Origin of the sequence: Albidovulum denitrificans (assembly GCF_002973535.1) — a bacterium.
GTDB classification, from domain to species: domain Bacteria; phylum Pseudomonadota; class Alphaproteobacteria; order Rhodobacterales; family Rhodobacteraceae; genus Albidovulum; species Albidovulum denitrificans.
On the sequence record NZ_PVEP01000003.1, the window covers coordinates 18,923 to 41,643 of the forward strand.

Consider the following 22,721-nt stretch of genomic DNA (forward strand, 5'->3'; position numbering starts at 1 on the left):
CCGGGGGTCCGGGGGCTGGCCCCCGGCCGCCCTCTCAAACGCCGCGCCGCCCGGCACTGGCCGCCAGCGGAAAGACCTTCGCCGGGTTCAGAAGCCAGGCCGGATCGAACACGTCCTTCACCCGCATCTGCGCCTCAAGATCGGCGGGCGCATATTGCACCCCCATCAGGTCGCGCTTTTCGATGCCCACGCCATGCTCGCCGGTCAGACAGCCGCCCACCTCGACGCAAAGCTTCAGGATCTCGGCCCCGAAGGCCTCGCAACGCTCCAGATCGCCGGGGGTGTTGGCGTTGTAGAGGATCAGCGGGTGCATGTTGCCGTCACCCGCGTGAAAGACATTGCCGACGTCCAGCCCAAACTCCCGGCTCATCTCGCCGATGCGGCGCAGCACATGGGGCAGGCTCGATACCGGGATTGTGCCATCAAGGCACATGTAATCGTTGATCTGCCCCATCGCGCCGAAGGCGGATTTGCGACCAAGCCAGATCTTTCTCGCCTCCTCCTCCGATGCCGCCTCGCGGAACTCCACCGGGTCGTGGCGCATGGCGATCTGGCGGATCAGGCCAAGCTGCTCGTCGATCTCGGCCTCGGCGCCTTCGACCTCGACGATCAGAAGCGCCTCGCAATCGGGGTAACCGGCATGGGCGAAATCCTCGGTCGCGCGGATGCAGGGGCGGTCCATGAACTCGATCGCGACCGGCAGGACGCCCGCCTTGATGATGTCGGCGACACAGGCCCCCGCGACCTCGTTCGAGGTGAAACCGATCAGCACCGGGCGGGCGCCTTCGGGCTTTGGCAGGATGCGCAGCGTCGCCTCCGTCACCACGCCGAGCTGCCCTTCCGATCCGCAGATCAAGCCAAGAAGGTCAAGCCCGCCCGCATCCATATGCGCCCCGCCGATCTCGATCACCTCGCCTGCCATGGTCACCAGAGTGACCCCCAGCAGGTTGTTCGTCGTGACCCCGTATTTCAGGCAATGTGCGCCGCCCGAATTCATCGCGACATTGCCCGCGATGGCGCAGGCAAGCTGGCTGGACGGGTCGGGGGCGTAAAAGAAGCCGTCCGCCTCGACCGCGCCGGTGACGGACAGGTTGGTCCGCCCCGCCTCGACCCGGATGAAGCGGTCATCGTAATCGACCTCGATCACCCGGTTCATCCGCGCCACACCAAGGATCACGCTGTCCGCCGTCGGCAGCGCCCCACCGGCCAAGGAGGTGCCGGAGCCGCGCGGCACGACGGGAACGCCGAGGTCGTGGCAGACCTTCAGCGCCGCCGCGACCTCGGCCGTCGAACGCGGCAGGATCGCCGCCAGCGGCGGGCAGCGATAGGCGGTCAGCGCGTCGCATTCATAGGCGCGGGTTTCTGCCGGATCGTCGATCACGGCATCGGCGGGCAGGACCGCGCGCAGGGCGGCCACGATTTCGGACGTCCGCGCCATGACGCGGGTATCGGCGGCCGGCATCTCCATCGCGATCCTCCCGATGCTTTCGGTAAAGTAATATTACCAATTTGGCCTTGTGGCAAGATACGCACGACCGGCGCCCCGGCAGGCCAACACATCAAAGTGATTCCGCAAGAACGGCCCCTGTGGCAGTCTTCCGCCCATGCCCCATGCCGCCTGCATCGCCGGTCTTGCCATCCTTGCCATGACACGCATGGCCAGCGCCGATGCCCCGCGGGTCGAGACCGCGACCGCGACCCATGACCCCGACGGGACCTGGACCATCTCGGTCACCCTGTCCCATCCCGATACCGGCTGGGACCATTACGCCAGCGGTTGGCGCCTTCTGACGGCGGAAGGGACCGAAATCGCGGCGCGGGAGTTGAGCCACCCGCATGTCGATGAACAGCCTTTCACCCGCAGCCTGTCGGGCGTCACGATCCCCGACGGCATGGCGGAAATCCTGATCCAGCCGCGCTGCACGATGGATGGCTGGGTGCCGATGCCCACAATTCTGGCGCTTCCGCAAAAATAGCGGGCGGTTCTTCGCCGCGAGGGGACGAATCGTGACTTCGTGACACGAACCTGTCGTCAATCCGTGCTAAGGTCGTAGACGCCACCACCGCGCGAGTCGCGCGCGGGGACGACACCGGGAGGATGCAATGACCAAGTTCGAAAAGCGCATGTCTGCGCCCGATGCCGTGTTGCCTGCCAGGTACGATGTGAACGCGTCGGCGAAGATCTCCGCCACCCATTTCGGGCAAAAGCCGACCCAGACCCCCATGCGCCGGACCCAAAGGGTCGAAAGCCGGGTCGAGAAGGAGCTGGACGCCTTCTGGGATAACGTCCCGATTTGATCCGCGACGGGGTGCCGGTCTTCGTTACCGGCGCCCTTCCCGCAGCCAGGCCGCGAGGCTGAAAAGTGCGGCGATCAGCAGAAAGGCCCAGGCCGGCAGCAAAGGCGCGATCCTGAGGTCAAGCGTCTGGTAGGCGTTGCGCGGCGTGATCCCGATCCAGCCGCGCCCGGCCGCGGGGCGCCCCTCGCGCACCTGCCGCAGCGCAGGCACCCCGTTTTCAAGGTGCAGAAAGCCGCCACGGGTCGGCGTGACCAGCGGGGCCAACCGGTCTTCGGTGGCGATCGTCTCCTCGAACTCCTTCGGGGCGGCGGGGCCAAGGGCGATCACCTGGTCCTGATCGCCGTCCTTCAGGCGATAGAGCCCGATATCGGGCGCGTCATAGGTTGCCACATAGCGGCCCGGCCCCTGTTCTTTCATCGCCAGCGTGGTGTCACTGCCATCGGGGGCGGTCACGGTGACCTCATGCGCCGCCTCGCCCAGCGTGCGGCGGGTGATGGTCATCGCCTGCCCCTCGGCCGTGGCGGTCAGCGCCTCTTCCTCAAGCTCCGGCTCTTTCATCAGCCAGTGGGCGAGACGGCGGAGCAACTCCAGTTGCGGCCCGCCGCCCTCGAAGCCCCGCCCCCAAAGCCAGGCCTGATCCGAGGCCAGAAGCGCCACGCGCCCCTCGCCCTCGCGCTTCAGGATCAGCAGCGGACGCCCGGCGGGACCGTCCATCACCACCTGCCCCGCCGGATCGGCCAGATCGACCGCGCGCAGCCAGCGGCCCCAGCTCGGCGCGCCTTCCTTGCCCTGTTGCCCGCCTTCGGGCGCAAAGCCCGCCTCAAGCCCCTCGGTCACCGGATGTCGCTGGCCAAGGTCCGACACGCGCGGGGTAAAGCCGCCGTCCAGCACCCGCGCCGTCGGGCGCGCGGGAAGGATGTCGCCCAGCCCGGAATGGTAAAGGCTTTCGGCCGAGGCGAAATCCGGCCCGGCGGCGACAAGCACCGCACCACCGCCCAAGACATAGTCGCGGATATTGTCGAGATAGGATGACGGCAGGATGCCCCGCAGCCGGTAGCGGTCAAAGATGATCAGATCAAATTCCGTGATCTTCTCGACGAACAGCTCCCGCGTCGGGAAGGCGATCAGCGACAGCTCGCTAACCGGCACCCCGTCCTGCTTGTCGGGCGGGCGCAGGATGGTGAAATGGACCAGATCGACGGAACTGTCGGATTTCAGGAGGTTGCGCCATGTCCGTTCGCCTGCATAAGGCTCCCCCGAGACCAGAAGCACCCGCAGCCGGTCGCGCACGCCGTTGATCTGCACCACGGCTTCATTGTTGCGGTCCGTCAGCTCCCCCGGCGCGGTTTCCAGCGACAGTTGCACAACGTTCTGCCCGCCGTGATCCAGCGTCAGCGGCAGTTCCAGATCCTGCCCCACCGGCACGGTGAAGACCTGCGCGGGGGCGCCGTCGATGGCGATGCTCAGCGCGACGGACCGGCCCGACAGGGCGGCAGGCATCGCGCCCTGCTCCTCGATCCGCAGCGTGAGGGAAAGCGGCTCTCCGATGATGCCGAAGGCGGGGGCGGTCTTGATCATCAGCCGCCGGTCCCAGTCCGCCGCGTGGCCGGTCAGCAACACGTTCAGCGGCGCGGGCATGTCCGTTCCGACATCGAGGTCATGCACCTGCCCGTCGCTGACAAGGATCGCCCCCGCAACGCGCGCGCGCGGTTCCTCGGCCAGGGCCTGCGCCAGCGCGGTCATGGCAAGCGTCCCGGCATCCTCGGCCCCGTCGCCCACGATGATCTTGCGCAACTCCGTATTGGGCAGCGCGGCCACCTCCGCCTCCACCCGCCGGACGGCCATGTCGGTCTGCGCGGCGCGGTCGGCGATCTTCTGGCTGGCGCTTTGATCGACCACCAGCAGGACGATGTCGGACAGCGGCCGCCGGTCTTCAGATTGCAGCGACGGCTGGGCCAGCGCCGCGATCACGCAAACCGCCGCCAGCGCCCGAAGCCACCAGCCCTTCAGCCCGCGCCAGGCGGCGAAGCCCACCAGCGCCGCGGCCAGCGCCGCCACGGCCCAGAGAAGCGTCCAGGGCAGAAGCGGGTCGAAGACGATCTGGCCGATCATTGCCCCAGCCTTTCCAGCAGCGCAGGCACATGGACCTGATCGGATTTGTAGTTCCCGGTCAGCACATGCATCACCAGATTGACGCCGAAGCGATAGGCGATCTCACGCTGTCTTTCGCCGCCAAGGCCACGCCCGACAGGGAACATCTGCCGCCCCTGATCGTCCACCGCCCAGGCAGCGGCCCAGTCATTGCCACCGATCACCACCGGGGTGACATTGTCATTGAGGTTGCGGAAGGGCATCCCTTCGACCTGCTCTGCATCGGCGGGCGCGGCCTCGACCCAGATCGGCGGACCGGCATAGCGGCCGGGGAAGTCCTGAAGCAGATAGAAGGCGCGGGTCAGGACGTGGTCCTTCGGGATCGGCTCCAGCGGCGGGATGTCCAGCGGGGCCGCCAGCGCCTGCAAGCGCTTGCCCTCGGGCGTGGAGGCACCGAAACCGGCCAGATCGGCGTCGCGGGTGTCGAAAAGGATCATGCCGCCGGAATGCAGATAGCGGTTCAGCTTCGCATAGGCCTGCGGTGAGGGGGCCGGTTGGTTCGGGGTGACGGGCCAGTAAAGGAACGTAAAGACCGACAGTTCATCGGTTTCAAGGTTGACGCCCACCGGCTCAACCGGCTCAACCGAGGTCCGGGCAAAGAGAACCTCCGACAGGCCCCAAAGCCCCGCCTCGGCGATCCGGTCCGTCTCGGCATCGCGGGTCATCACATGGGCCAGGACGACATTCCCGGCCTCGCGGACCAGCGCGGCGTCGTCCTGTTCCGCCCGCGCGCCCTGCGGCGCCAGCGCCAGCGCAACACCAAGCACCACGGCGGGCACCACGCCCGCGCGACTGCCCCTAAGCCGCCCGCCAAGGGCGAGTGCGGCGAGGATGTCGGCCATCAGCAGGATCAGCGCGACGGTCAGGAACCAGCCCTTGAGCGGCAGTTCCCGCGCCACCACAAGGCCCTCAACCCGGACCGGCGCGGGCCAGTTCGCCCGCTGAAGCGCCCGGTCGGGTGCCACCGCGTTCAAGGCCAGCCGCCGGTCGCCCGAGGCGTAAAGGCCCGGCAGCAGGTCCGGCCCGATCACCGGATCGGCGAGCTTTTCCCCCGCCACACCGGGGCGGTCGTCGGCGGTGCCAAGGGTGCCGAACCCGTCCAGCACCTTCTCCGCCTGCCATGTCGTGCCTTCCAGATCGGCCGCCGCCGGACGTTCCGCCCGGCTGGTCACGGCAAGGCGTTCCAGCATCTGCACGAAAAGGCCCGACAGCGGCAGGCTTGACCATTCCGCATTGGCGGAGACGTGGAACAGCACGATCTGGCCGTCGCCCACCCGCCGCCGCGTCACCAGCGGCGTGTCGTCGGCCAGGGTCGCGATGGTCGCCTGCGCAAGGTCCGGGCCGGGCTGGGCAAGGATCTGCGCCGTCACCGTCACATCGGGGGGCAGCTTCAGGCCGTAGAAGGGGGACGCCTCGGAGAAGGGCGCAAGCGCCTTCGGCTCCCCCCAGCTCATCGTGCCGCCAACGGCGCGGCCACCGATCCTGAGCCGGACGGGCAAAAGCGGGTCAAGGCTGTCGCGGCCCACATCGGATGAGGCAAGGTGCGGCCCCGCGAAACGCACCAGCAGCCCGCCTTCGTCGATCCAGTCGAGCAGCGCGTCGGTTTCCGGCACCCGCCCCGCATCGGCCATGATGATCACATCCGGCGCGGCCATCAGCACGTCGGTCACCGTACCTTCGATCAGGTCGGCGGTGGGCGCCAATGCCTCGCGCAGGTAGTGGTCGGGGGACAGAAGCTCCAACCCCTCCTGCCCGGTGCCGGCGCTGACGATGGCGACCTTGCGGCGTTTCAGGGCGTCGTCGGTCAGGGCGACGGCGCCTGCGGTACTTTCGCCCGCGATCTCAAGCCGCGTGACGCGGTTGCGCAGTTCCGGCGGCAGGTCGAACCGCGCCTCGGCCCGGTCGGCATCGGCCGCGAAGGACGCCGTCGCGCGGGCCAGCACACGTTCGATCCCCGTCGGGTCAAGGCCATGGGCGACGACGCTTGCCTCCCCCGCAATCTCGGGCCGGGCGCGCAGGACGGTGGCGGTCAGCGTGCCATCGACGATCCCCGCGCCGGCCAGCGCCCGCACGTCGCGCGGGCTTTCGACGGCGGTCACCTGACCGTGGGCAGCAAGCGCCTCGGCCAGATCGGCCCGGCCATCGCGCGCAAGGCCATCCGACAGCCAGAGCGTGTCGAAGCCTTCATCAGGCAGGGTATCGGCCAGGCCCACCATGGCCGCCTGATCCGGCTCCCACGGTTTCGGGTGCAGGGAGGGCAGCCGCACGGTCAGCGCATCGGCGGCCACGAAGACAGGCCCATCCGGCGGCAGGTCGGTCAGCGAGACCAGCGCGACGGTGCGCCCGGCGCGGCCCGCCTCGGTCAGCGCCTCGGCGATGCGGCCGGTCCGCGTCGGCCAGTCGCGCGCATCGGCCCAGCTTCCGTCGGTCAGGATCAGAAGCGGCCCCTGCCCGGCCGGTTTCTGTTCCGGGTTCAGGACCGGCCCGGCAAAGCCGAGGATCAGCGCGGCGACCGCCAGCATGCGGATCAGCAACAGCCACCAGGGGGTGCGGTCGGCCTGAACGTCCTCATCCGCCAGACCCAGCAGCAGCGCGACACCGGGAAAGCGCCGCCGGATCGGCGCCGGTGGCACGGCGCGCAGCAAAAGCCACAGCACCGGCAGCACGACGAGGCCCCAGAGAAGCCATGGCAGCGTGAAGCCGATGGGACCCAGAACCAGCATCAGCGCGGCGTCCCGAGCGCGCCGTAAAGCCACAAAAGCGCCCCTTGCGCCGGGGTGCCGGTGTGATGCGTGCTGAAGAGCCAGCCTGCCTCTGCCGCCAGATCGGCAAGCCGGGCGCGGCGTTCGGCCAGCCGGTCAAGATAGCGCGCGCGCAGGTCGCCCGCCTTGCGCGTCTCATGCCGCAGGCTCCCGCCCATGCTTTCGAAGATCGTCCGCCCATCGAAGGGAAACTCCTCCTCCACCGGGTCGAGAACCTGAAGCAGCACGCCCTTCACGCCACGGTCGGCGGCATGGCCCAGCGCCGTCTCCACCCGCGCCGGATCGCCCATGAAATCCGACAGGAACACCGCCCGCGCACCGGGCAGGATCGCACGCGCCTCGGGCGCGCCGAAATCCGCCTCGCCCGCGGCGCGGGTCAGGATCTGCGCCAGCCTGAGAAGCTGCACCTCGCCCGAACGCGGCGGGGCGACGGGGTCGGCAAGGCCCACCCTTTCCCCGGCATGGATCAGCAGCACCGCGATGGCCAGCGCCAGAAGCCGCGCACGGTCGGCCTTGGACTGGCGCCCGGCATCGCCGGTGAACTCCATGGACCGCGCATCGTCGACCCAGAGGTGAACCGACTGCGCCGCCTGCCATTCCTTTTCGCGCACAAATTGCTGATCGGCGCGGCCCGACCGGCGCCAGTCGATCGCGCGCGCCTCATCCCCGCCATGGGCCGGGCGGTATTGCCAGAACTCATCCCCCATGCCCGACCGCCGCCGTCCGTGTTCGCCAAGCTGCACCGTCGCCGCCAGATGCCGTGCCTCGGCCATCAGGGGCGGCAGGGCAGAGGCCAGCGCCTCGGCCTGTCGCCTCAGCCCGGCGGGGCGGGCGGAGACCTCGGAAGGGGCGGCGCCTGCGGTCATGCCGCCTCGGCGCGCGTCACGTCGCGGGCGACGCCGTCGATGATCCCGGCCAGGCTTTCGCCCCGCGCGCGCGCCGCGAAGCTTAGCGCCATCCGGTGCGACAGGATCGGGCGCGCAAGTGCCACAACATCGTCGGACGAGGGCGCCAGCCGCCCGTCCAGAAGCGCCCGCGCCCGAACCGCCAGCATCAGCGCCTGCGCCGCGCGCGGCCCCGGCCCCCAGCTGACGCTCTGGTTGACGGCCGCGCCTGCCTCCCCCTCACCCGGACGGCAGGCTCGGACGAGGTCGAGGATCAGTTCCACCACCTTCTCGCCCACCGGCATCCGCCGCACCGTGACCTGCGCGGCGCGCAGATCGTCGGCGGTGAAAACCTGCGGCGCCGTCGCCTCATCAACCCCGGTCGTGGCCAGAAGCACATCGCGTTCGGTCGCGCGGTCGGGATAGTCGACGTCGATCTGGACGAGGAAACGGTCAAGCTGCGCCTCGGGCAGGGGATAGGTCCCTTCCTGCTCGATCGGGTTTTGCGTCGCCAGCACATGAAAGGGCGCGGGCAGCGCGCGGTGCTGGCCCGCCACGGTCACCTGCCGTTCCTGCATCGCCTGCAACAGCGCCGACTGGGTGCGGGGACTGGCGCGGTTGATCTCATCGGCCATCAGAAGCTGACAAAAGACCGGGCCTTCGATGAAGCGGAAGGCGCGGCTGCCATCGGCCGAGGTTTCAAGCACTTCGGAGCCAAGGATGTCGGCGGGCATCAGGTCGGGCGTGAACTGCACCCGGCCCGTGGAAAGCCCCATGACGGTGCCAAGCGTATCGACCAGCAGCGTCTTGCCCATCCCCGGCAGGCCGACCAGCAACCCATGCCCGCCGCACAGAAGCGCCGTCAGCGACAGGTCCACGACCTTCTCCTGCCCGATGAACCGCTGCGCGACGGCCGCCCGCGCCTGGGCGATCTTTTCGCCCAACGCCTCGATTTCGGCGACAAGTTCGGCGGCCTCGGTCATGACAATTTCTCCCGCTTGGGTCATAGTGGAAGCATAAAGGCAGAAAACCGGCCCGGCACCAATGGCAAAACCCGAGAAGGAACAATTGATCGTGAAGCCATCGGCGGAAAATCTCGCCTCGGCGGCCAAAGCGGCCGGCAAGAAGGGGCCACCCCCTGTTCATCTGTGGAATCCGCCCTTTTGCGGTGATCTCGACATGGAAATCCGCCGCGACGGGACGTGGTTCTACCTTGGCACGCCCATCGGCCGACATGCGCTGGTCAAGCTCTTCAGTTCGATCCTGCGCAAGGATGGTGAGGATTATTTTCTGGTCACGCCGGTCGAAAAAGTCGGCATTCGCGTGGTCGATGCCCCCTTTGTCGCCGTCGATGCCGAGGTGTCGGGCGAGGATGCCCATCAGGCCATCACCTTCACCACCAATGTCGAGGATGTCGTGACCGCCGGTCCCGATCACCCGATCCGGGTGGAGCGTGACCCCGCGACGGGCGAGCCCTCCCCCTACGTCCTGATCCGCCGCAACCTTGAGGCGCTGATCGACCGCAAGACCTTTTACCGGCTGGTGGAGATCGGCCAGCAGCGCGAACATGAAGGGCGCGACTGGTTCGGGCTTTGGTCGGGGGGGCAGTTCTTTCCGGTCATTCCCTCGGCCGAACTCGTCTGACGGGCGCGTCAGGCCGCATCCGGCGGGCAGACCGGCCCGGCGCAACCTGAACCTTGCGTCTCTGTCTCAAGCGTGACGTGGCGGATGCCAAAGTCGCGTTCGACCCGCGCCTTCACCCGCCGCACGATCCGGGCGGAATCGGCATCCTCCGCCACGACCAGATGCGCCTCGACGGAGACACGGTGTTCGTCCATCTGCCACAGGTGCAGGTGGTGAACGCCCTCGATCCCCTCTTCGCCCTCGATGGCGCGGCGCAGCGCGTCCTGTTCGACCTCTGGCGGGGCGGCCAGCATCAGGATACGGATCACCGGCCTTATCTCCACCAGCGCATGGGCCGCGATCCACACCGAAATCAGCAGCGTGATGACCGGATCGGCCCATTGCCAGCCAAAGGCCCAGATCAGCGCGCCCCCGGCCAGAACCGCGACCGAGGACCCGGCATCGGCAAGGTTGTGCAGAAAGGCCGCGCGGATATTCGTGCTGTCCTTCGCCAGCCTCCAGGTCAGAAGCGCTGTCGCAAGGTCGATCACCAGCGCCAGAAGTGCCAGCGCCATCACGATCCCGCCCGCGACCGGCGGCGGATCGAGAAGCCGCATCACCGCTTCCGACCCAAGCCAGAGCGAGATCACGATCAGGACGGTATAGTTGATCAGCGCCGCGACCACCTCGGCCCGCGCATAGCCGAAGGACATCTGCGCATCCGCCGGGCGCCGCGCGATCCGCCGGGCGGCGAAGGCGATGACAAGGGCCGCCGCGTCCGACAGGTTATGGACCGCATCCGCGATCAGCGCGACCGAGCCTGAAAAGACGCCGCCGACGATCTGCGCCACGGTCAGAAGGACGTTGACCACGACGGCCAGAACCAGCCCGCGTTCCCCGGCAGGGGCATGGTGATGGTGGTGGTGGTGATCGTGCGGCATGACATCCCCTGCCCAGGCTTGCACCCGGCAGGCTAATCCAGCGCGGGCGGAATGGAAACCGCGCTCAGGCCGCTTGTCGCAGCGGGGCGACGGCGGGTTGGGGCAGATCACCCTCCATCAGGTCCTCGATAAAGAGGCTGAGGAGTTGCGTGCGCCCGTTCACGCCCGCCTTGCGGTAGATCGCGTTGGTCTGCGCCTTGACCGTCCCTTCCGAGGTGCGGCGCATATCGGCGATTTCCTGCGTCCTGAGGCCCTTGATCGCGAAAATCGCCACATCGGCCTCGGCCGGGGTCAGGCCCCAGGTCCCGAATCGCGCCTCCAGATGCTCGCGGAAATCGCCGCGCGCGCGGTTCAGGCGTTCCTCGGCCCGGCGCCGGGCCTTCAGCGCGCGGATCAGGATAACGGTCCCCAGCGCCACCCCGCAGGAGAGGCCCAGCGCTGCGCCGATTTCGAGGTATTCGCGCAAGGCCCAAGGGATCGGCGCGACCGGAATTTCCAGAAACGCCAGCAGGATATGGGCCACGAAGAAGAACCCGCAGACGCCCTGCAAGGCCAGCGCAGCGCCGATCAGCACGCCGTGTCGCAGCGCCCTGCGCCGGTCAGGGGGTGTTGGGGTCGTCTGCATCGCTGTCCTCGGGCGCTTCACGCTCATGGTGGCGGGGTCCATCGGGTCCGGCGTCACCTTCCCTCTCTCCCGTGCCGATTATGGCATCGGAGCCGGGCGCCGACACCTCACCATTCCGTTCCCGGCTGTAATCGCGCAAGACTTCGCCGGTGCGCGGGTCGATGACGATCTCTCGCCGTTCACCGGCACGCCCGGCGATAACGCGGATGCGGTTCAGGAGGGTGCGTTCGGTGCGGATCTGGTCATAGCCGTTCGCGCGCAGGGCCGAGACGAGGCGCGCGAGAAGATCGCGGTCCTGCGCCGGGGCCGCCCCGGCCGCAAGGATCGTCAGCAGCGCTGCCACGGCAAAGGGCTTGCGCCCCCTCGGGAACGCAAGCGCGGCATTCCCGGCGGCGGGGAGGACCGCCGGGACATGCCTGTTATGCCAGAGGACGATCAGTCGTCGTCACCCGAATGGTCGCCGCCGGAGTGGTCACCACCCGAATGATCACCACCCGAATGATCGCCGTCCGAGTGTTCGCCATGCGATTCACCGCCACCTTCGGAATGCTCGCCCTCGGACGCGCCTTCGCCGGCATGGTCGCCTTCGCCGTCCTCGATGATCGCCTGTTCGCCCGAGTCGTCCCCTTCACCCTCGACGGCTTCGGAGCCTTCGGTTTCGTCCACGGCCGAAGCGCCCTCGGCCACGGCCTGTTCGGCGCCGGTTTCCGGCGACAGGCTCGTGCCTTCCACCTCGCCCGCCGTGGTGCCGCTGTCGCCCGTCATCTGCGTTTCCGCCTGGGCGATGCCCGATGCCAGCGCGAGCGCTGCGGCGACGATGATCGAATATTTCATGACTTTGCCTCTCGGTCAGATTTTCATTCCGCGCCACCGAAGAACGGTGCCACGCGCCGAGAGAAAGCCAATCGAAGGCTTGCTGGCCATATAACAGGCGCTTAGGCGGAAAATTCGCGCAGCCTTCCGCCGCGCTAAACAATGGTTTAGGGGAAGGTCCAGCAATTCCAGATAGTTGGAACCCGGCAGATTACCGCGTACAACCGGCGCCCCGACGCCGTCAGCATCCGCTTAGGGGGGTATCCCGCTTGCGGCCCTTCAATGCGCCTCGGCCCAGTTCGCGCCCTGCCCGGCATCGACGACCAGCGGCACGTCCAGATGGGCGGCGGGGCGGGCCGCGCCTTCCATCACCTCGCGCGCGGCGGCGATCAGGGAATCGACGGCGCCTTCGTCCACCTCAAAGAGCAGTTCGTCATGCACCTGAAGCAGCATCGTCGCGGGCAGCCCGTCGATCGCGGCGGGCATGCGGATCATCGCCCTGCGGATGATGTCCGCCGCCGCGCCCTGGATCGGCGCGTTGATCGCGGCGCGGCGGGCGAAACCGGCATGTGGACCCTTGGCGTTGATCTCGGGCGTGTGGATCTTGCGCCCGAACAGTGTCTGCACGAAGCCATGGTCCTTTGCGAAGGCAACGGTTGCGTCCATGTAGGTCTTGATGCCCGGAAAACGTTCAAAATAGCGGTCGATGAAGCCCTGCGCCTCGGCCCGCGGGATGCGCAGGTTGCGGGCGAGGCCAAAGCCGGAAATCCCGTAGATGACGCCGAAATTGATCGCCTTGGCGCGGCGGCGCACCTCTGGTGTCATCTCCTCCAGCGGGACGCTGAACATTTCGGACGCGGTGAGGGCGTGAATGTCGATCCCGTCGCGGAAGGCCTGCTTCAGTTCTGGGATATCCGCGACGTGGGCAAGAATGCGTAATTCGATCTGGCTGTAATCGAGGCTGACCAGCCGCATGCCAGGCCCGGCAACGAAAGCCTCGCGGATGCGGCGGCCCTCTTCGGTGCGCACGGGGATGTTTTGTAGGTTCGGGTCGGTCGAGGCCAGCCGTCCGGTATTCGCCCCCGCGATGGAATAGGACGTATGCACCCGCCCGGTCTCGGGGTTCACATGGGTCTGAAGCGCGTCGGTATAGGTCGATTTCAGCTTCGAGAGCTGCCGCCAGTCCAGCACCGAAGACGCAAGGCGCGCCGCCTGTGGGGCCACATCCTCAAGCGTGGTAATGTCTTCCAGCACATCGGCGCCGGTCGCGTAGGCGCCTGTCTTGCCCTTCTTGCCGCCCTCGACCCCCATCCGGTCAAAGAGGATCTCCCCCAACTGCTTGGGGCTGCCGACGTTGAAAGGCTCCCCCGCGAGGTCCTGTATCTCCGCCTCAAGCCCCGCCATCTTCTGCGCGAAGGCGTTCGACATGCGGCTAAGCACCTGCCCGTCGACAAGGATGCCCGCCATCTCCATCCGCGCCAGAACCGGCACCAGCGGGCGTTCCAATGTCTCGTAAACCGTCGTCACCTGCGCCCGGTGCAGGTTGGGCTTGAACCTCTGCCACAGGCGCAGCGTGATGTCGGCATCCTCGGCGGCGTATTTCACCGCATCGTCCACGGCGACCTGATCGAAGGTGATCTGGCTTTTACCAGTGCCAAGAAGCGTCTTGATCTCGATCGGGCGGTGGTCGAGGTAGCGTTCGCTCAGCAAATCCATGCCGTGATTGTGCAGGCCCGAATGCATCGCGTAGGACATCAGCATCGTGTCGTCGATGGGCGCGACATTGATCCCGTGGCGGGCAAATATCTTCCAGTCGTATTTCATGTTCTGGCCGATCTTGAGGATTGCATCATCCTCAAGCACGGGTTTCAGCGCGGAAAGGACATCGTCCAGCGCCATCTGCCCCCCGACCAGTTCGCTGGAACCAAAGAGATCGCCGCCGCCCTGCCGGTGACCGACGGGGATGTAGCAGGCCTGCCCCGGTTCGACCGAGAGCGAAATCCCGACAAGCTCCGCCCGCATCTCATCCAGGCTGGTGGTTTCGGTATCGACGGCGACATGGCCGCGTTCACGGATCAGCGCGATCCAGCGGTTCAGCGCCTCTGCATCGCGGACATGCTCATAGGCGGCGTGATCGAAGGGCGCCTGCGGAACCTCGGCGGCCGCCTCTGCAGCAGCGGCGGAAACCGGCGCGTCGGGGATGGCGGGCGCCTCGACCTTCAGGCTGTCGGCCACCCGTTTGCTGAGCGTTCGGAACTCCATCTGGCCAAGGAAGCCCAGAACCGTCTCAGGCTCCGGCTCCTTCACCTCGAACTCATCCAGCGACCAGGTCAGCGGCACATGATCGTCCAGCGTGACGAGGCGCTTGGAAATGCGGATCAGCTCGGCATTCTCCACCAGCGCGGCGCGGCGCTTGGGTTGCTTGATCTCCTCGGCGCGCGCCAGAAGCGTTTCCAGATCGCCGTATTCGTTGATGAGAAGGGCGGCCGTCTTGATGCCGATCCCCGGCGCGCCCGGCACGTTATCGACGCTGTCCCCGGCAAGGGCCTGCACGTCCACCACCCTCTCCGGCCCGACGCCGAATTTCTCCTCCACCTCCTCGACACCGATGCGCTTGGACTTCATCGCGTCATACATATCGACGCCGTTGCCGACCAACTGCATCAGGTCCTTGTCGGAAGAGATGATCGTGACATCGCCGCCCGCCTCGGTCGCCTGACGGGCAAGGGTCGCGATGATGTCGTCGGCCTCGTAATTCTCCATCTCAAGGCAGGCGACGTTGAAGGCCCGCGTCGCCTCGCGCGTCAGGGGGAACTGGGGGCGCAGTTCCTCGGGCGGTTCGGGGCGGTTGGCCTTGTACTGATCGTAGATCGCGTCGCGGAAGGTCTTTGAGGAATAGTCGAACACCACCGCGATATGGGTCGGGCCGTCCTTGGTGCGGTTGGCGGAAAGCTGGCTCCACAACATGTTGCAGAACCCCGCGACAGCGCCGATAGGCAGCCCGTCGGATTTTCGCGTCAGCGGTGGCAGCGCGTGATAGGCGCGGAAGATATAGGCCGAGCCATCGACCAGATGCAGGTGGTTGCCCTTGCCGAACCCCATGATGCCCTCCCCCTTCGCGCCGGATGCTGGGGGAGTATTGTCACGTTCCGGCGGGGCGTACCACCCTGCCCGGCGGGGATCAGGCCGTGAACCCCGGTCCCTGATGCCAGCGCCAGGCATCGGAGATCATCGTCGCCATGTCGGACCGCTTTGGCCGCCAGCCCAGCGCCCGGATCGCATGTTCGCTGCCGCAGACCAGGCTGACCGCATCGCCCGCGCGGCGCGGGCCATAGACCACCGGCACGTCGCGGTTCGTCACCCGGCCCGACTGGGCGATGACGTCGCGCACGGAAAAGCCCGATCCGGTGCCAAGGCAGAAGACCTCGCTTCCCTTGCCATCGCCAAGCCATTTCAGGCCAAGAACATGGGCATCGACCAGATCGCTGACATGGACGTAATCGCGGATGCAGGTGCCGTCGGGGGTCGGGTAATCCGTCCCGAAGACGGTCAGCGCGTCGCGCTTGCCCGCGATGGCGTCCAGCATCAGCGGGATCAGGTGGGTTTCAGGTTGATGAAACTCGCCCACCTCGCCCTCCGGGTCGGCCCCGGCGACGTTGAAATAGCGGAAGATGACGCTGTTCAGCCCGTCGCTGGCGCCGAAGTCGCCCAGCATCTGCTCGATGGCGAGCTTCGATTTGCCGTAGGCGTTCAGCGGCTCTTGCGGGGTGTGTTCGTTCAGCAGAACGCCGTCCTGATCGCCATAGGTCGCGCAGGTTGAGGAGAAGACGAAATCGCGGCACCCGGCGGCAAGGGACGCCTCGATCAGGTTCAGCGCGCCATTGACGTTCTTGCGCCAGTAGGTGCCGGGGTCGCGCATCGCGTCGCCCACAAGGCTCAGCGCCGCGAAATGCATCACCGCCTCGGGCGCGTAGCGGGCAAAGACCTCATCCAGCCGCGCGCGGTCGAGAAGATCGCCCTCTTCCAACGGCCCGAAGCGGACGGCATCGCGCCAGCCGGTTGCGAAATTGTCGAAGGTGACCGGCACATAACCGGCCTTGCTCAGCGCCTTGCAGGCATGGGCGCCGATATAACCGGCGCCGCCCGTAACCAGGATATGTCGTGGCATTGCGGCGTTACTCGGCCGCCTTGCGCATCGCCGTCATACCCATCAGGAACTGGTTGAATTCGTCATGCAGTTCCTCGCGCGCAAGGCCGAAGGCCACCGTCGCCTGCAGGAACCCGGCCTTCGATCCGCAGTCGAAACGCTGGCCGCGGAAGCGATAGCCATAGACGTTGTTGGACTTGCGGATCTCCTCGGCGATCGCGTCGGTCAGCTGGATCTCTCCGCCCGCGCCCTTCTTGCGCTGGTTGAGGTTTTCCATCACCTGCGGGGTCAGGATGTAACGGCCGATCACCGCAAGGTTCGACGGCGCCTCGGCCGCCTTGGGCTTTTCCACCATCCCCTGCACGGAGACGAGCGAGCCCATGTCGTCGCGAATATCCAGCACGCCATAGGAGGACGCCTTTTCCGGCGAAACCTCCATCGCCGCCACCATGTTGCCGCCGGTTTCGGCATGCGCCTCGACCATCTGTTGCAGGCAGGGCTTTTCGGCGGCGATCACGTCATCGGGCAAGAGAACCGCAAAGGGTTCATCCCCCAGAAGACGGCGCGCGCACCAGACGGCGTGGCCAAGGCCCTGCGGCTTTTGCTGGCGCACATAGGCGATGGCGCCGGAATCCATGTTGGTTTCCTTCAGAAGCTTCAAAAGGTCCTTCTTGCCCTTCCGCTTCAGTTCCGCCTCGACCACGGGGGCGTGATCGAAATAATCCTCAAGCGCGGACTTCCCGCGCGAGGTCACGAAGATGAATTCCTTGATCCCGGCGGCGCGCGCCTCGTCGATGGCGTACTGGATCAGCGGGCGATCGACGAGTGTCATAATCTCTTTCGGGATCGACTTGGTCGCCGGGAGGAACCGCGTCCCAAGACCTGCCACAGGGAAAATGGCCTTCGTGACTTTCCGCTTCATCTCTACACCGTCTCGCTCATTCCGCACGCCGCTGCCATGAGGGCAGCCGGTTCGGCGGTATCATTTAATTTCTGCGCGCCCAATGGGACAACCTTATGACATTTCCCACCACGCCCGGCGCGGAAATTGCCCGAAAAAGAATCCATTTGGCAACGATACGCCCCATTTATACCAGATTGTAGTCGGGTATTCCGCAGCCTTTGCGCGACTCTCTGCCGCCCGATCCTGCCGGACCCGCTCCTTTCCGCCTACACCATTCCCATCCGGGCCATCATGGCCTCGATTCGGGGAACGTCTTCGGGGTTGTTCAGTTCCCAGAATTGTCGTCCGCGCGATTCGACCTCGACGCACAGGACCGGGCTGCGGCGTTCGAGAAAGCGCAACTGCTCCAGCCCTTCGAGGGTTTCGAGATGCCCCGGCTCCCATTCGGGATAAGCCGACAGCGCGTCGGGGCGGTAGGCGTAGACGCCGACATGGTGAAAGACCGGCGTCTCGTCATCGTCTGCATAGGTATGCGAGGTGAAGGGGATCACCTCCTTTGAGAAGTAAAGCGCCAGCCGGTCATGGTCGAAGACGGCGGTGGTGCCGCCGACGCGGCCCGCGCGGCGATCCTCAAGGAACCCGTTCAGCGCGGCGCCGTCGCAGCGCAAGACCGGGGTCGCGACGCGGGCTTCGGGATGGGCATCCAGCCCCTCGACCAGTTCCTCGACGAACCAGGAGGGCGTCAGCGGCGCATCGCCTTGCAGGTTGACGATCATGTCATAGCCGCCGCCCAGCCGCTCATGCGCCTCGGCGCAGCGTTCGGTCCCGTTGCGGCAGGTGTCAGAGGTCATCACGACCTCGGCCCCGAAGCCTTCGGCGGCCGTCTTGATCCGCACATCATCCGTCGCCACCACGACCCGGTCGATCCCGCGCACCGCCTGCGCCGCGATCCAGCTGCGTTCGATCAAGGTGCGCGACATGCCGTCGGCGCCGCGCAGTTCGGACAAGGGCTTGCCGGGATAGCGGGTGGAAGCGTAGCGCGCCGGAATGACCAGAAGAACGCTCATTCCTTCACCAGCAGCACACCCGGCGCATAGGCGATGAAGAACGGGTTCTCGAACCCGGTCTTGCCATAGGTAAAGGGCGTGTGGTCGTCGAAGCGCACCATCTCGCCGCCCGCGCCGCGCAGCACGGCGTCCCCGGCGGCGGTATCCCATTCCATCGTCCGGCCAAGGCGCGGGTAAAGGTCGGCCTCGCCGGTGGCGACAAGGCAGAACTTCAGGCTCGACCCGGCCGAGGTCATGTCGCGCACGGCGTAGCGGCCGATATAGTCGTCCGTCGCCTGATCACGGTGCGATTTCGACGCCACGACCATAAGCCCCCGGTTGTCGGGGACCGAAACCGTGATCGCCTTCGTCGCGCCCGGCGCATCCTTGTCGAAGGGACCGGCCTCCTCGACGGAACGTCCGTCGGGCAGGGTGTAGAAAAGCCGCCCCTTCGCCGGGGCATAGACGACGCCACGCAGCGGAACGCCGTTTTCGACATAGGCGATGTTGACGGTGAAATCGCCGCGCCGCTGGACGAATTCCTTGGTCCCGTCCAGGGGATCGACGATCAGGAAGGTGGAAACCTCCTGCCCGTGGCTTGCCGCCTGCTCCTCGGTCACCAGCGCGACCTGCGGGAAGGCCTCGGCCAGCCCTTCGGAGATCAGCGCATCGGCGGCTTCATCGGCGGCGGTCACGGGGCTGTCATCGGATTTGGCCCGCACCTCGAAATCGGCGCTGTCGTAGATTTCCATGATGCGGTCCCCCGCCTCAAGCGCCAGGCGACGGATCACGGGTGTCAGGCGTTCGAGATCCACTTCACTCTCCTCGTCTTGCGCCCGTTGTACGGACCTTCGCGGCCCCTTATGATGCGCCGTTAAGATAACGGCAAGGACTCCATGCGACGCAGGGGCAGGCCTGTCTCATATGGCCGGAAGGCGGCAAAAGGGCATGTTCAGGGTTGAAACGCGGCAAAACGGCTTTCAGGCGGCCCTTCGGACCGTCGACCTGATCTATCACAACACCGTCCGCGCGGTCCGCCGGGGGCATTCGAACGCCGTCATCGGCCTTCTGATGAACATCTTCCAGATGCTGGTGATGATCGCGGTCTTCTACGCGCTGTTTCAGATCATGGGGATGCGCGGGGCGGCGATCCGGGGCGATTATTTCGTCTACCTGATGACCGGGATCTTCACCTTCATGACGAATGTGAAGACGATGGGCGCCGTCGCCGGGGCAGAGGGGCCGACATCGGCCATGATGCTTCACGCGCCGATGACCACAGCCATCGCCATCACCTCGGCCGCGCTGGCGGCACTTTACACGCAGATCCTGTCGCTGGTCGCGATCCTTGGCATCTATCACCTCGCCGTCACCCCGATCGAGATCTACGATCCGATCGGCGTCATGGCCATGATCATCCTCGCCTGGTTCAGCGGCGCCTGTGTCGGCCTGGTGGTTCTGGCGGCAAAGCCCTGGGCGCCCGGCGTCGTCGGCATCGCGACGACGATCTATTCCCGCGTCAACCTGATCTTTTCCGGCAAGATGTTCGTGGGCAACGCGCTTGGCTACACGATGCTGAAGTTCTTTGACTGGAACCCCTTGTTTCACATCATCGACCAGGGGCGTGGCTATGCCTTCATCGACTACTACCCCCACAATTCCTCGATCGCCTATCCGGTCTATGTCTCGCTGGCATTGCTGATGCTTGGGCTGATGGGGGAATTCTACGGCCGCCGCCACGTTTCCCTCAGCTGGTTCGCGGGCAAGTAGCCCGGTTCAGTCCACCACCCGCAGCGTCAGGTTGATCCGCCCGCCCTTCGGCAGCAGGGTCGAACTGCCCGGCACGATCCGGTCGATGCCGTGATAGGCCAGCCGCGCGGCCCCGCCGAGGATCAACACATCGCCCGAGTGCAGCCAGGCCGACACCGTCTTGCCGCCCCGCTCCGTCCCACCGATGCGAAAGCGGGCATCGTCGCCCAGGCTGACCGACAGCACCGGCCGGGAAAAATCGGCCTCATCCCGGTCCTGATGCAGGCCCATGCGCGCGCCTTCGCCATAGAAGTTGACCAGACAGCAATCGGGCAGCCGTTCGGGGCCGACCAGATCGCGCCAGATCGCCAGAACGCTGGCGGGGATCGGCGGCCAGTCGCCGCCCGCAGGATGGCGGTCGGCATAGCGATAGCCGCGCCGGTCGGTGACCCAGCCATAGCGCCCGGCCGAGGTCATGCGGACCGACATCGGCTTGCCCCATGGCGTGACCGGCGCGAAAAGCGGCGCCGCCGCCACGACGACGCGCAGATCGCCCACCAGGGCGACCTGTTCGTCAGGCCCGAGATAACCGGGATAAAGCGCCGCCCCGTGCAGATCGACCGCCGCCGGGCGGCCCGCGGGGCGGCCCGTGGGATCATCCGGCGACGGGCGCCCGTTTTCGAAGATTTTCACCACTTTTCCTGACCCGGCGATGCTTGCAGCACAAAACCTCCCTCCTTATATACCGCTCGAAGCTGGTCGGGCAGACCCGGCCGAATTCTTGGGATCGGCGTCGGAGGCCGCAATCGGATCCGGTGCCAGAATATCGCCGAAAGAAAGGGAATACATATGTCCAAAGTCATCGGTATCGACCTCGGGACCACCAACTCCTGCGTTGCCATCATGGATGGGTCGCAGCCCCGCGTGATCGAGAACTCCGAAGGCGCGCGCACGACGCCGTCCATCGTCGGCTTCACCGACAGCGAGCGGCTCGTGGGCCAGCCGGCCAAGCGTCAGGCCGTCACCAACCCGACCAACACCGTCTTTGCCGTCAAACGGCTGATCGGCCGTCGCATCGGCGATGCCGAGGTCGAGAAGGACAAGAAGCTTGTCCCCTATTCCATCGTCGACGGTGGCAATGGCGACGCCTGGGTCGAGGTGAAGGGTGAGAAATTCAGCCCCGCGCAGATCTCCGCCGTCATCCTTCAGAAGATGAAGGAAACCGCCGAGTCCTATCTGGGGGAGACGGTGACGCAGGCCGTCATCACGGTTCCGGCCTATTTCAACGACGCCCAGCGTCAGGCCACCAAGGACGCGGGCAAGATCGCCGGGCTTGAGGTGCTGCGCATCATCAACGAACCGACGGCCGCCGCGCTGGCCTATGGCCTCGACAAGAAGGAAACCAAGACCATCGCCGTCTACGACCTTGGCGGCGGCACCTTCGACATCACCATCCTTGAGATCGACGAAGGCCTGTTCGAGGTGAAATCCACCAACGGCGACACCTTCCTTGGCGGTGAGGATTTCGACATGCGGATCGTCGGCTACCTCGCCGACGAGTTCAAGAAAGAGCATGGCGTCGATCTGTCCGGCGACAAGATGGCGCTTCAGCGCCTGAAGGAAGCGGCCGAAAAGGCGAAGATCGAACTGTCCTCCAGCCAGCAGACCGAGATCAACCAGCCGTTCATCTCGATGGACAAGAACACCGGCACGCCGCTGCACCTTGTCATGAAGCTGACCCGCGCCAAGCTGGAAAGCCTGGTTGCCGACCTCATCAAGAAGTCGATGAAACCCTGCGAATCCGCGCTGAAGGATGCGGGCCTGTCGAAAGGCGACATTGACGAGGTCGTTCTGGTCGGCGGCATGACGCGGATGCCGAAGGTCATGGAAGAGGTGAAAAACTTCTTCGGCAAGGAACCCCACAAGGGCGTGAACCCCGATGAGGTCGTGGCCCTTGGCGCCGCGATCCAGGCGGGCGTGCTGCAAGGCGACGTGAAGGACGTGGTCCTTCTCGACGTCACGCCGCTCTCGCTGGGGATCGAGACGCTGGGCGGTGTCTTCACCCGCCTCATCGACCGCAACACCACGATCCCGACCAAGAAGTCGCAGATCTTCTCCACGGCCGAAGACAACCAGAACGCCGTGACGATCCGCGTCTTCCAGGGCGAGCGTGAGATGGCGGCCGACAACAAGCTGCTTGGCCAGTTCAACCTTGAGGAAATCCCGCCCGCACCGCGCGGCCTGCCGCAGATCGAGGTCACCTTCGACATCGACGCCAACGGCATCGTCCATGTCGGTGCCAAGGACAAGGGCACCGGCAAGGAACAGCGGATCACCATCCAGGCCTCGGGCGGTCTGTCGGACGAGGAAATCGACAAGATGGTGCGCGACGCCGAGGCGAACGCCGAAGGCGACAAGAAGCGCAAGGACATGGTCGAGGCCCGCAACCAGGCCGAAAGCCTGATCCACTCGACCCGGAAGGCGCTGGAGGATCATGGCGACAAGGTCGATGGCTCGACCGTCGAGGCGATCGAACTGGCCATCGGCGCGCTGGAAGAGACGCTCAAATCCGAGGATGCGGGCAAGATCAAGGGCGGCATCCAGAACCTGACGGATGCGTCGATGAAGCTTGGCGAAGCGATCTACAAGGCCGAACAGGCGAAAGCCGGTCAGGCCAGCGACGATGAGGCGGACGAAGGCCCGCGCGGCGTCGATGACGACATCGTGGATGCCGACTTCGAAGACCTCGGCGACGACCGCAAGCGCGGCTGACGCGAC

At 66.3% G+C, this 22,721-nt stretch carries 20 protein-coding genes; 5 read left to right on the forward strand and 15 right to left on the reverse strand.

Annotated features, from left to right (window positions below; all coding sequences use genetic code 11):
- Window positions 1-34: 34 nt before the first annotated feature.
- The gene (locus tag LX70_RS08820; RefSeq protein ID WP_105514232.1) at window positions 35-1,468 is read right to left on the reverse strand and encodes an FAD-linked oxidase C-terminal domain-containing protein; all 1,434 of its coding nucleotides are present in this window, start codon (window positions 1,466-1,468) and stop codon (window positions 35-37) included.
- Between the two features lie 136 nt (window positions 1,469-1,604).
- Here LX70_RS08820 and LX70_RS08825 point away from each other — a divergent pair, with 136 nt between their 5' ends.
- Both LX70_RS08825 and LX70_RS08830 read left to right on the forward strand, forming a co-directional pair.
- Window positions 1,605-1,976 carry a hypothetical protein gene (locus LX70_RS08825; protein WP_105514234.1) on the forward strand — a complete coding sequence of 124 codons (372 nt, stop codon included), beginning with the start codon at window positions 1,605-1,607 and terminating at the stop codon, window positions 1,974-1,976.
- Window positions 1,977-2,103: 127 nt separating this feature from the next.
- Window positions 2,104-2,298, forward strand: coding sequence for a hypothetical protein (locus tag LX70_RS08830; RefSeq protein WP_105514235.1), 195 nt, complete (start codon window positions 2,104-2,106; stop codon window positions 2,296-2,298).
- Window positions 2,299-2,322: 24 nt separating this feature from the next.
- On the opposite strand, the gene LX70_RS08835 is transcribed toward LX70_RS08830, so the two are convergent.
- The 4 genes from LX70_RS08835 to LX70_RS08850 are packed head-to-tail and all read right to left on the reverse strand — an operon-like array spanning window position 2,323 to window position 9,078.
- Window positions 2,323-4,410 carry a hypothetical protein gene (locus LX70_RS08835; protein WP_105514237.1) on the reverse strand — a complete coding sequence of 696 codons (2,088 nt, stop codon included), beginning with the start codon at window positions 4,408-4,410 and terminating at the stop codon, window positions 2,323-2,325.
- On the reverse strand, window positions 4,407-7,172 hold the full coding sequence (locus tag LX70_RS08840) for a DUF4159 domain-containing protein (RefSeq protein ID WP_105514238.1): 2,766 nt from the start codon (window positions 7,170-7,172) through the stop codon (window positions 4,407-4,409). Before LX70_RS08840 ends, LX70_RS08835 begins: the two co-directional genes overlap by 4 nt.
- On the reverse strand, window positions 7,172-8,077 hold the full coding sequence (locus tag LX70_RS08845) for a DUF58 domain-containing protein (RefSeq protein ID WP_105514240.1): 906 nt from the start codon (window positions 8,075-8,077) through the stop codon (window positions 7,172-7,174). The genes LX70_RS08840 and LX70_RS08845 overlap by 1 nt, the downstream gene beginning before the upstream one ends.
- Window positions 8,074-9,078 (reverse strand): AAA family ATPase, encoded by a 1,005-nt coding sequence (locus LX70_RS08850; RefSeq protein WP_105514242.1) that lies wholly within the window; start codon window positions 9,076-9,078, stop codon window positions 8,074-8,076. The genes LX70_RS08845 and LX70_RS08850 overlap by 4 nt, the downstream gene beginning before the upstream one ends.
- 61 nt (window positions 9,079-9,139) lie before the next feature.
- On the opposite strand from LX70_RS08850, the gene LX70_RS08855 reads away from it, so the two are divergent.
- The gene (locus LX70_RS08855) at window positions 9,140-9,739 is read left to right on the forward strand and encodes a DUF1285 domain-containing protein (RefSeq protein WP_105514244.1); all 600 of its coding nucleotides are present in this window, start codon (window positions 9,140-9,142) and stop codon (window positions 9,737-9,739) included.
- 8 nt (window positions 9,740-9,747) lie between these two features.
- Here LX70_RS08855 and LX70_RS08860 read toward each other — a convergent pair whose 3' ends face one another.
- The 9 genes from LX70_RS08860 to cysQ form a co-directional block, all read right to left on the reverse strand.
- Window positions 9,748-10,659, reverse strand: coding sequence for a cation diffusion facilitator family transporter (locus LX70_RS08860; RefSeq protein ID WP_105514246.1), 912 nt, complete (start codon window positions 10,657-10,659; stop codon window positions 9,748-9,750).
- A gap of 64 nt (window positions 10,660-10,723) precedes the next feature.
- Window positions 10,724-11,284, reverse strand: coding sequence for a helix-turn-helix transcriptional regulator (locus LX70_RS08865; RefSeq protein ID WP_105514248.1), 561 nt, complete (start codon window positions 11,282-11,284; stop codon window positions 10,724-10,726).
- A complete protein-coding gene (locus tag LX70_RS08870; RefSeq protein WP_105514250.1) occupies window positions 11,259-11,627 on the reverse strand; it encodes a PepSY domain-containing protein in 369 nt (122 codons plus the stop codon). The genes LX70_RS08865 and LX70_RS08870 overlap by 26 nt, the downstream gene beginning before the upstream one ends.
- A gap of 92 nt (window positions 11,628-11,719) precedes the next feature.
- On the reverse strand, window positions 11,720-12,118 hold the full coding sequence (locus LX70_RS08875) for a hypothetical protein (RefSeq protein ID WP_105514252.1): 399 nt from the start codon (window positions 12,116-12,118) through the stop codon (window positions 11,720-11,722).
- 258 nt (window positions 12,119-12,376) lie between these two features.
- Complete coding sequence (polA, locus tag LX70_RS08880) at window positions 12,377-15,199, reverse strand: DNA polymerase I (protein ID WP_105514254.1); 2,823 nt, start codon at window positions 15,197-15,199, stop codon at window positions 12,377-12,379.
- 79 nt (window positions 15,200-15,278) lie between these two features.
- Entirely contained in the window at window positions 15,279-16,265 is a 987-nt protein-coding gene (gene galE, locus LX70_RS08885; protein WP_105514256.1) for a UDP-glucose 4-epimerase GalE, read from the reverse strand.
- 7 nt (window positions 16,266-16,272) lie between these two features.
- Window positions 16,273-17,166 carry a UTP--glucose-1-phosphate uridylyltransferase GalU gene (gene galU / locus LX70_RS08890; protein ID WP_105514258.1) on the reverse strand — a complete coding sequence of 298 codons (894 nt, stop codon included), beginning with the start codon at window positions 17,164-17,166 and terminating at the stop codon, window positions 16,273-16,275.
- A 248-nt stretch (window positions 17,167-17,414) separates the two neighbouring features.
- Complete coding sequence (locus LX70_RS08895) at window positions 17,415-18,215, reverse strand: 3-deoxy-manno-octulosonate cytidylyltransferase (protein ID WP_105514260.1); 801 nt, start codon at window positions 18,213-18,215, stop codon at window positions 17,415-17,417.
- Entirely contained in the window at window positions 18,212-19,009 is a 798-nt protein-coding gene (cysQ, locus tag LX70_RS08900) for a 3'(2'),5'-bisphosphate nucleotidase CysQ (protein ID WP_105514261.1), read from the reverse strand. The genes LX70_RS08895 and cysQ overlap by 4 nt, the downstream gene beginning before the upstream one ends.
- Before the next feature lie 133 nt (window positions 19,010-19,142).
- Between cysQ and LX70_RS08905 the strand changes: the two genes are divergently transcribed.
- Window positions 19,143-19,964 (forward strand): ABC transporter permease, encoded by an 822-nt coding sequence (locus LX70_RS08905; RefSeq protein WP_105514697.1) that lies wholly within the window; start codon window positions 19,143-19,145, stop codon window positions 19,962-19,964.
- A gap of 6 nt (window positions 19,965-19,970) precedes the next feature.
- Here the strand turns inward: LX70_RS08905 and LX70_RS08910 are convergent, their stop codons facing one another.
- Window positions 19,971-20,558 carry an alpha-ketoglutarate-dependent dioxygenase AlkB family protein gene (locus tag LX70_RS08910; RefSeq protein WP_105514698.1) on the reverse strand — a complete coding sequence of 196 codons (588 nt, stop codon included), beginning with the start codon at window positions 20,556-20,558 and terminating at the stop codon, window positions 19,971-19,973.
- Window positions 20,559-20,792: 234 nt separating this feature from the next.
- On the opposite strand from LX70_RS08910, the gene dnaK reads away from it, so the two are divergent.
- Entirely contained in the window at window positions 20,793-22,715 is a 1,923-nt protein-coding gene (gene dnaK / locus LX70_RS08915) for a molecular chaperone DnaK (protein WP_105514263.1), read from the forward strand.
- Window positions 22,716-22,721 lie beyond the last annotated feature (6 nt).

Coding starts and splice junctions, on each gene's coding strand:
- galE (WP_105514256.1), bottom strand. CDS start 16,265: ATGCCACGACATATCCTGGTTACGGGCGGCGCCGGTTATATCGGCGCC.
- LX70_RS08830 (WP_105514235.1), top strand. CDS start 2,104: ATGACCAAGTTCGAAAAGCGCATGTCTGCGCCCGATGCCGTGTTGCCT.
- LX70_RS08845 (WP_105514240.1), bottom strand. CDS start 8,077: ATGACCGCAGGCGCCGCCCCTTCCGAGGTCTCCGCCCGCCCCGCCGGG.
- LX70_RS08865 (WP_105514248.1), bottom strand. CDS start 11,284: ATGCAGACGACCCCAACACCCCCTGACCGGCGCAGGGCGCTGCGACAC.
- LX70_RS08895 (WP_105514260.1), bottom strand. CDS start 18,215: ATGAGCGTTCTTCTGGTCATTCCGGCGCGCTACGCTTCCACCCGCTAT.
- LX70_RS08820 (WP_105514232.1), bottom strand. CDS start 1,468: ATGGAGATGCCGGCCGCCGATACCCGCGTCATGGCGCGGACGTCCGAA.
- LX70_RS08825 (WP_105514234.1), top strand. CDS start 1,605: ATGCCCCATGCCGCCTGCATCGCCGGTCTTGCCATCCTTGCCATGACA.
- LX70_RS08840 (WP_105514238.1), bottom strand. CDS start 7,172: ATGCTGGTTCTGGGTCCCATCGGCTTCACGCTGCCATGGCTTCTCTGG.
- LX70_RS08835 (WP_105514237.1), bottom strand. CDS start 4,410: ATGATCGGCCAGATCGTCTTCGACCCGCTTCTGCCCTGGACGCTTCTC.
- galU (WP_105514258.1), bottom strand. CDS start 17,166: ATGAAGCGGAAAGTCACGAAGGCCATTTTCCCTGTGGCAGGTCTTGGG.
- LX70_RS08850 (WP_105514242.1), bottom strand. CDS start 9,078: ATGACCGAGGCCGCCGAACTTGTCGCCGAAATCGAGGCGTTGGGCGAA.
- LX70_RS08905 (WP_105514697.1), top strand. CDS start 19,143: ATGTTCAGGGTTGAAACGCGGCAAAACGGCTTTCAGGCGGCCCTTCGG.
- LX70_RS08875 (WP_105514252.1), bottom strand. CDS start 12,118: ATGAAATATTCGATCATCGTCGCCGCAGCGCTCGCGCTGGCATCGGGC.
- dnaK (WP_105514263.1), top strand. CDS start 20,793: ATGTCCAAAGTCATCGGTATCGACCTCGGGACCACCAACTCCTGCGTT.
- LX70_RS08860 (WP_105514246.1), bottom strand. CDS start 10,659: ATGCCGCACGATCACCACCACCACCATCACCATGCCCCTGCCGGGGAA.
- LX70_RS08855 (WP_105514244.1), top strand. CDS start 9,140: ATGGCAAAACCCGAGAAGGAACAATTGATCGTGAAGCCATCGGCGGAA.
- polA (WP_105514254.1), bottom strand. CDS start 15,199: ATGGGGTTCGGCAAGGGCAACCACCTGCATCTGGTCGATGGCTCGGCC.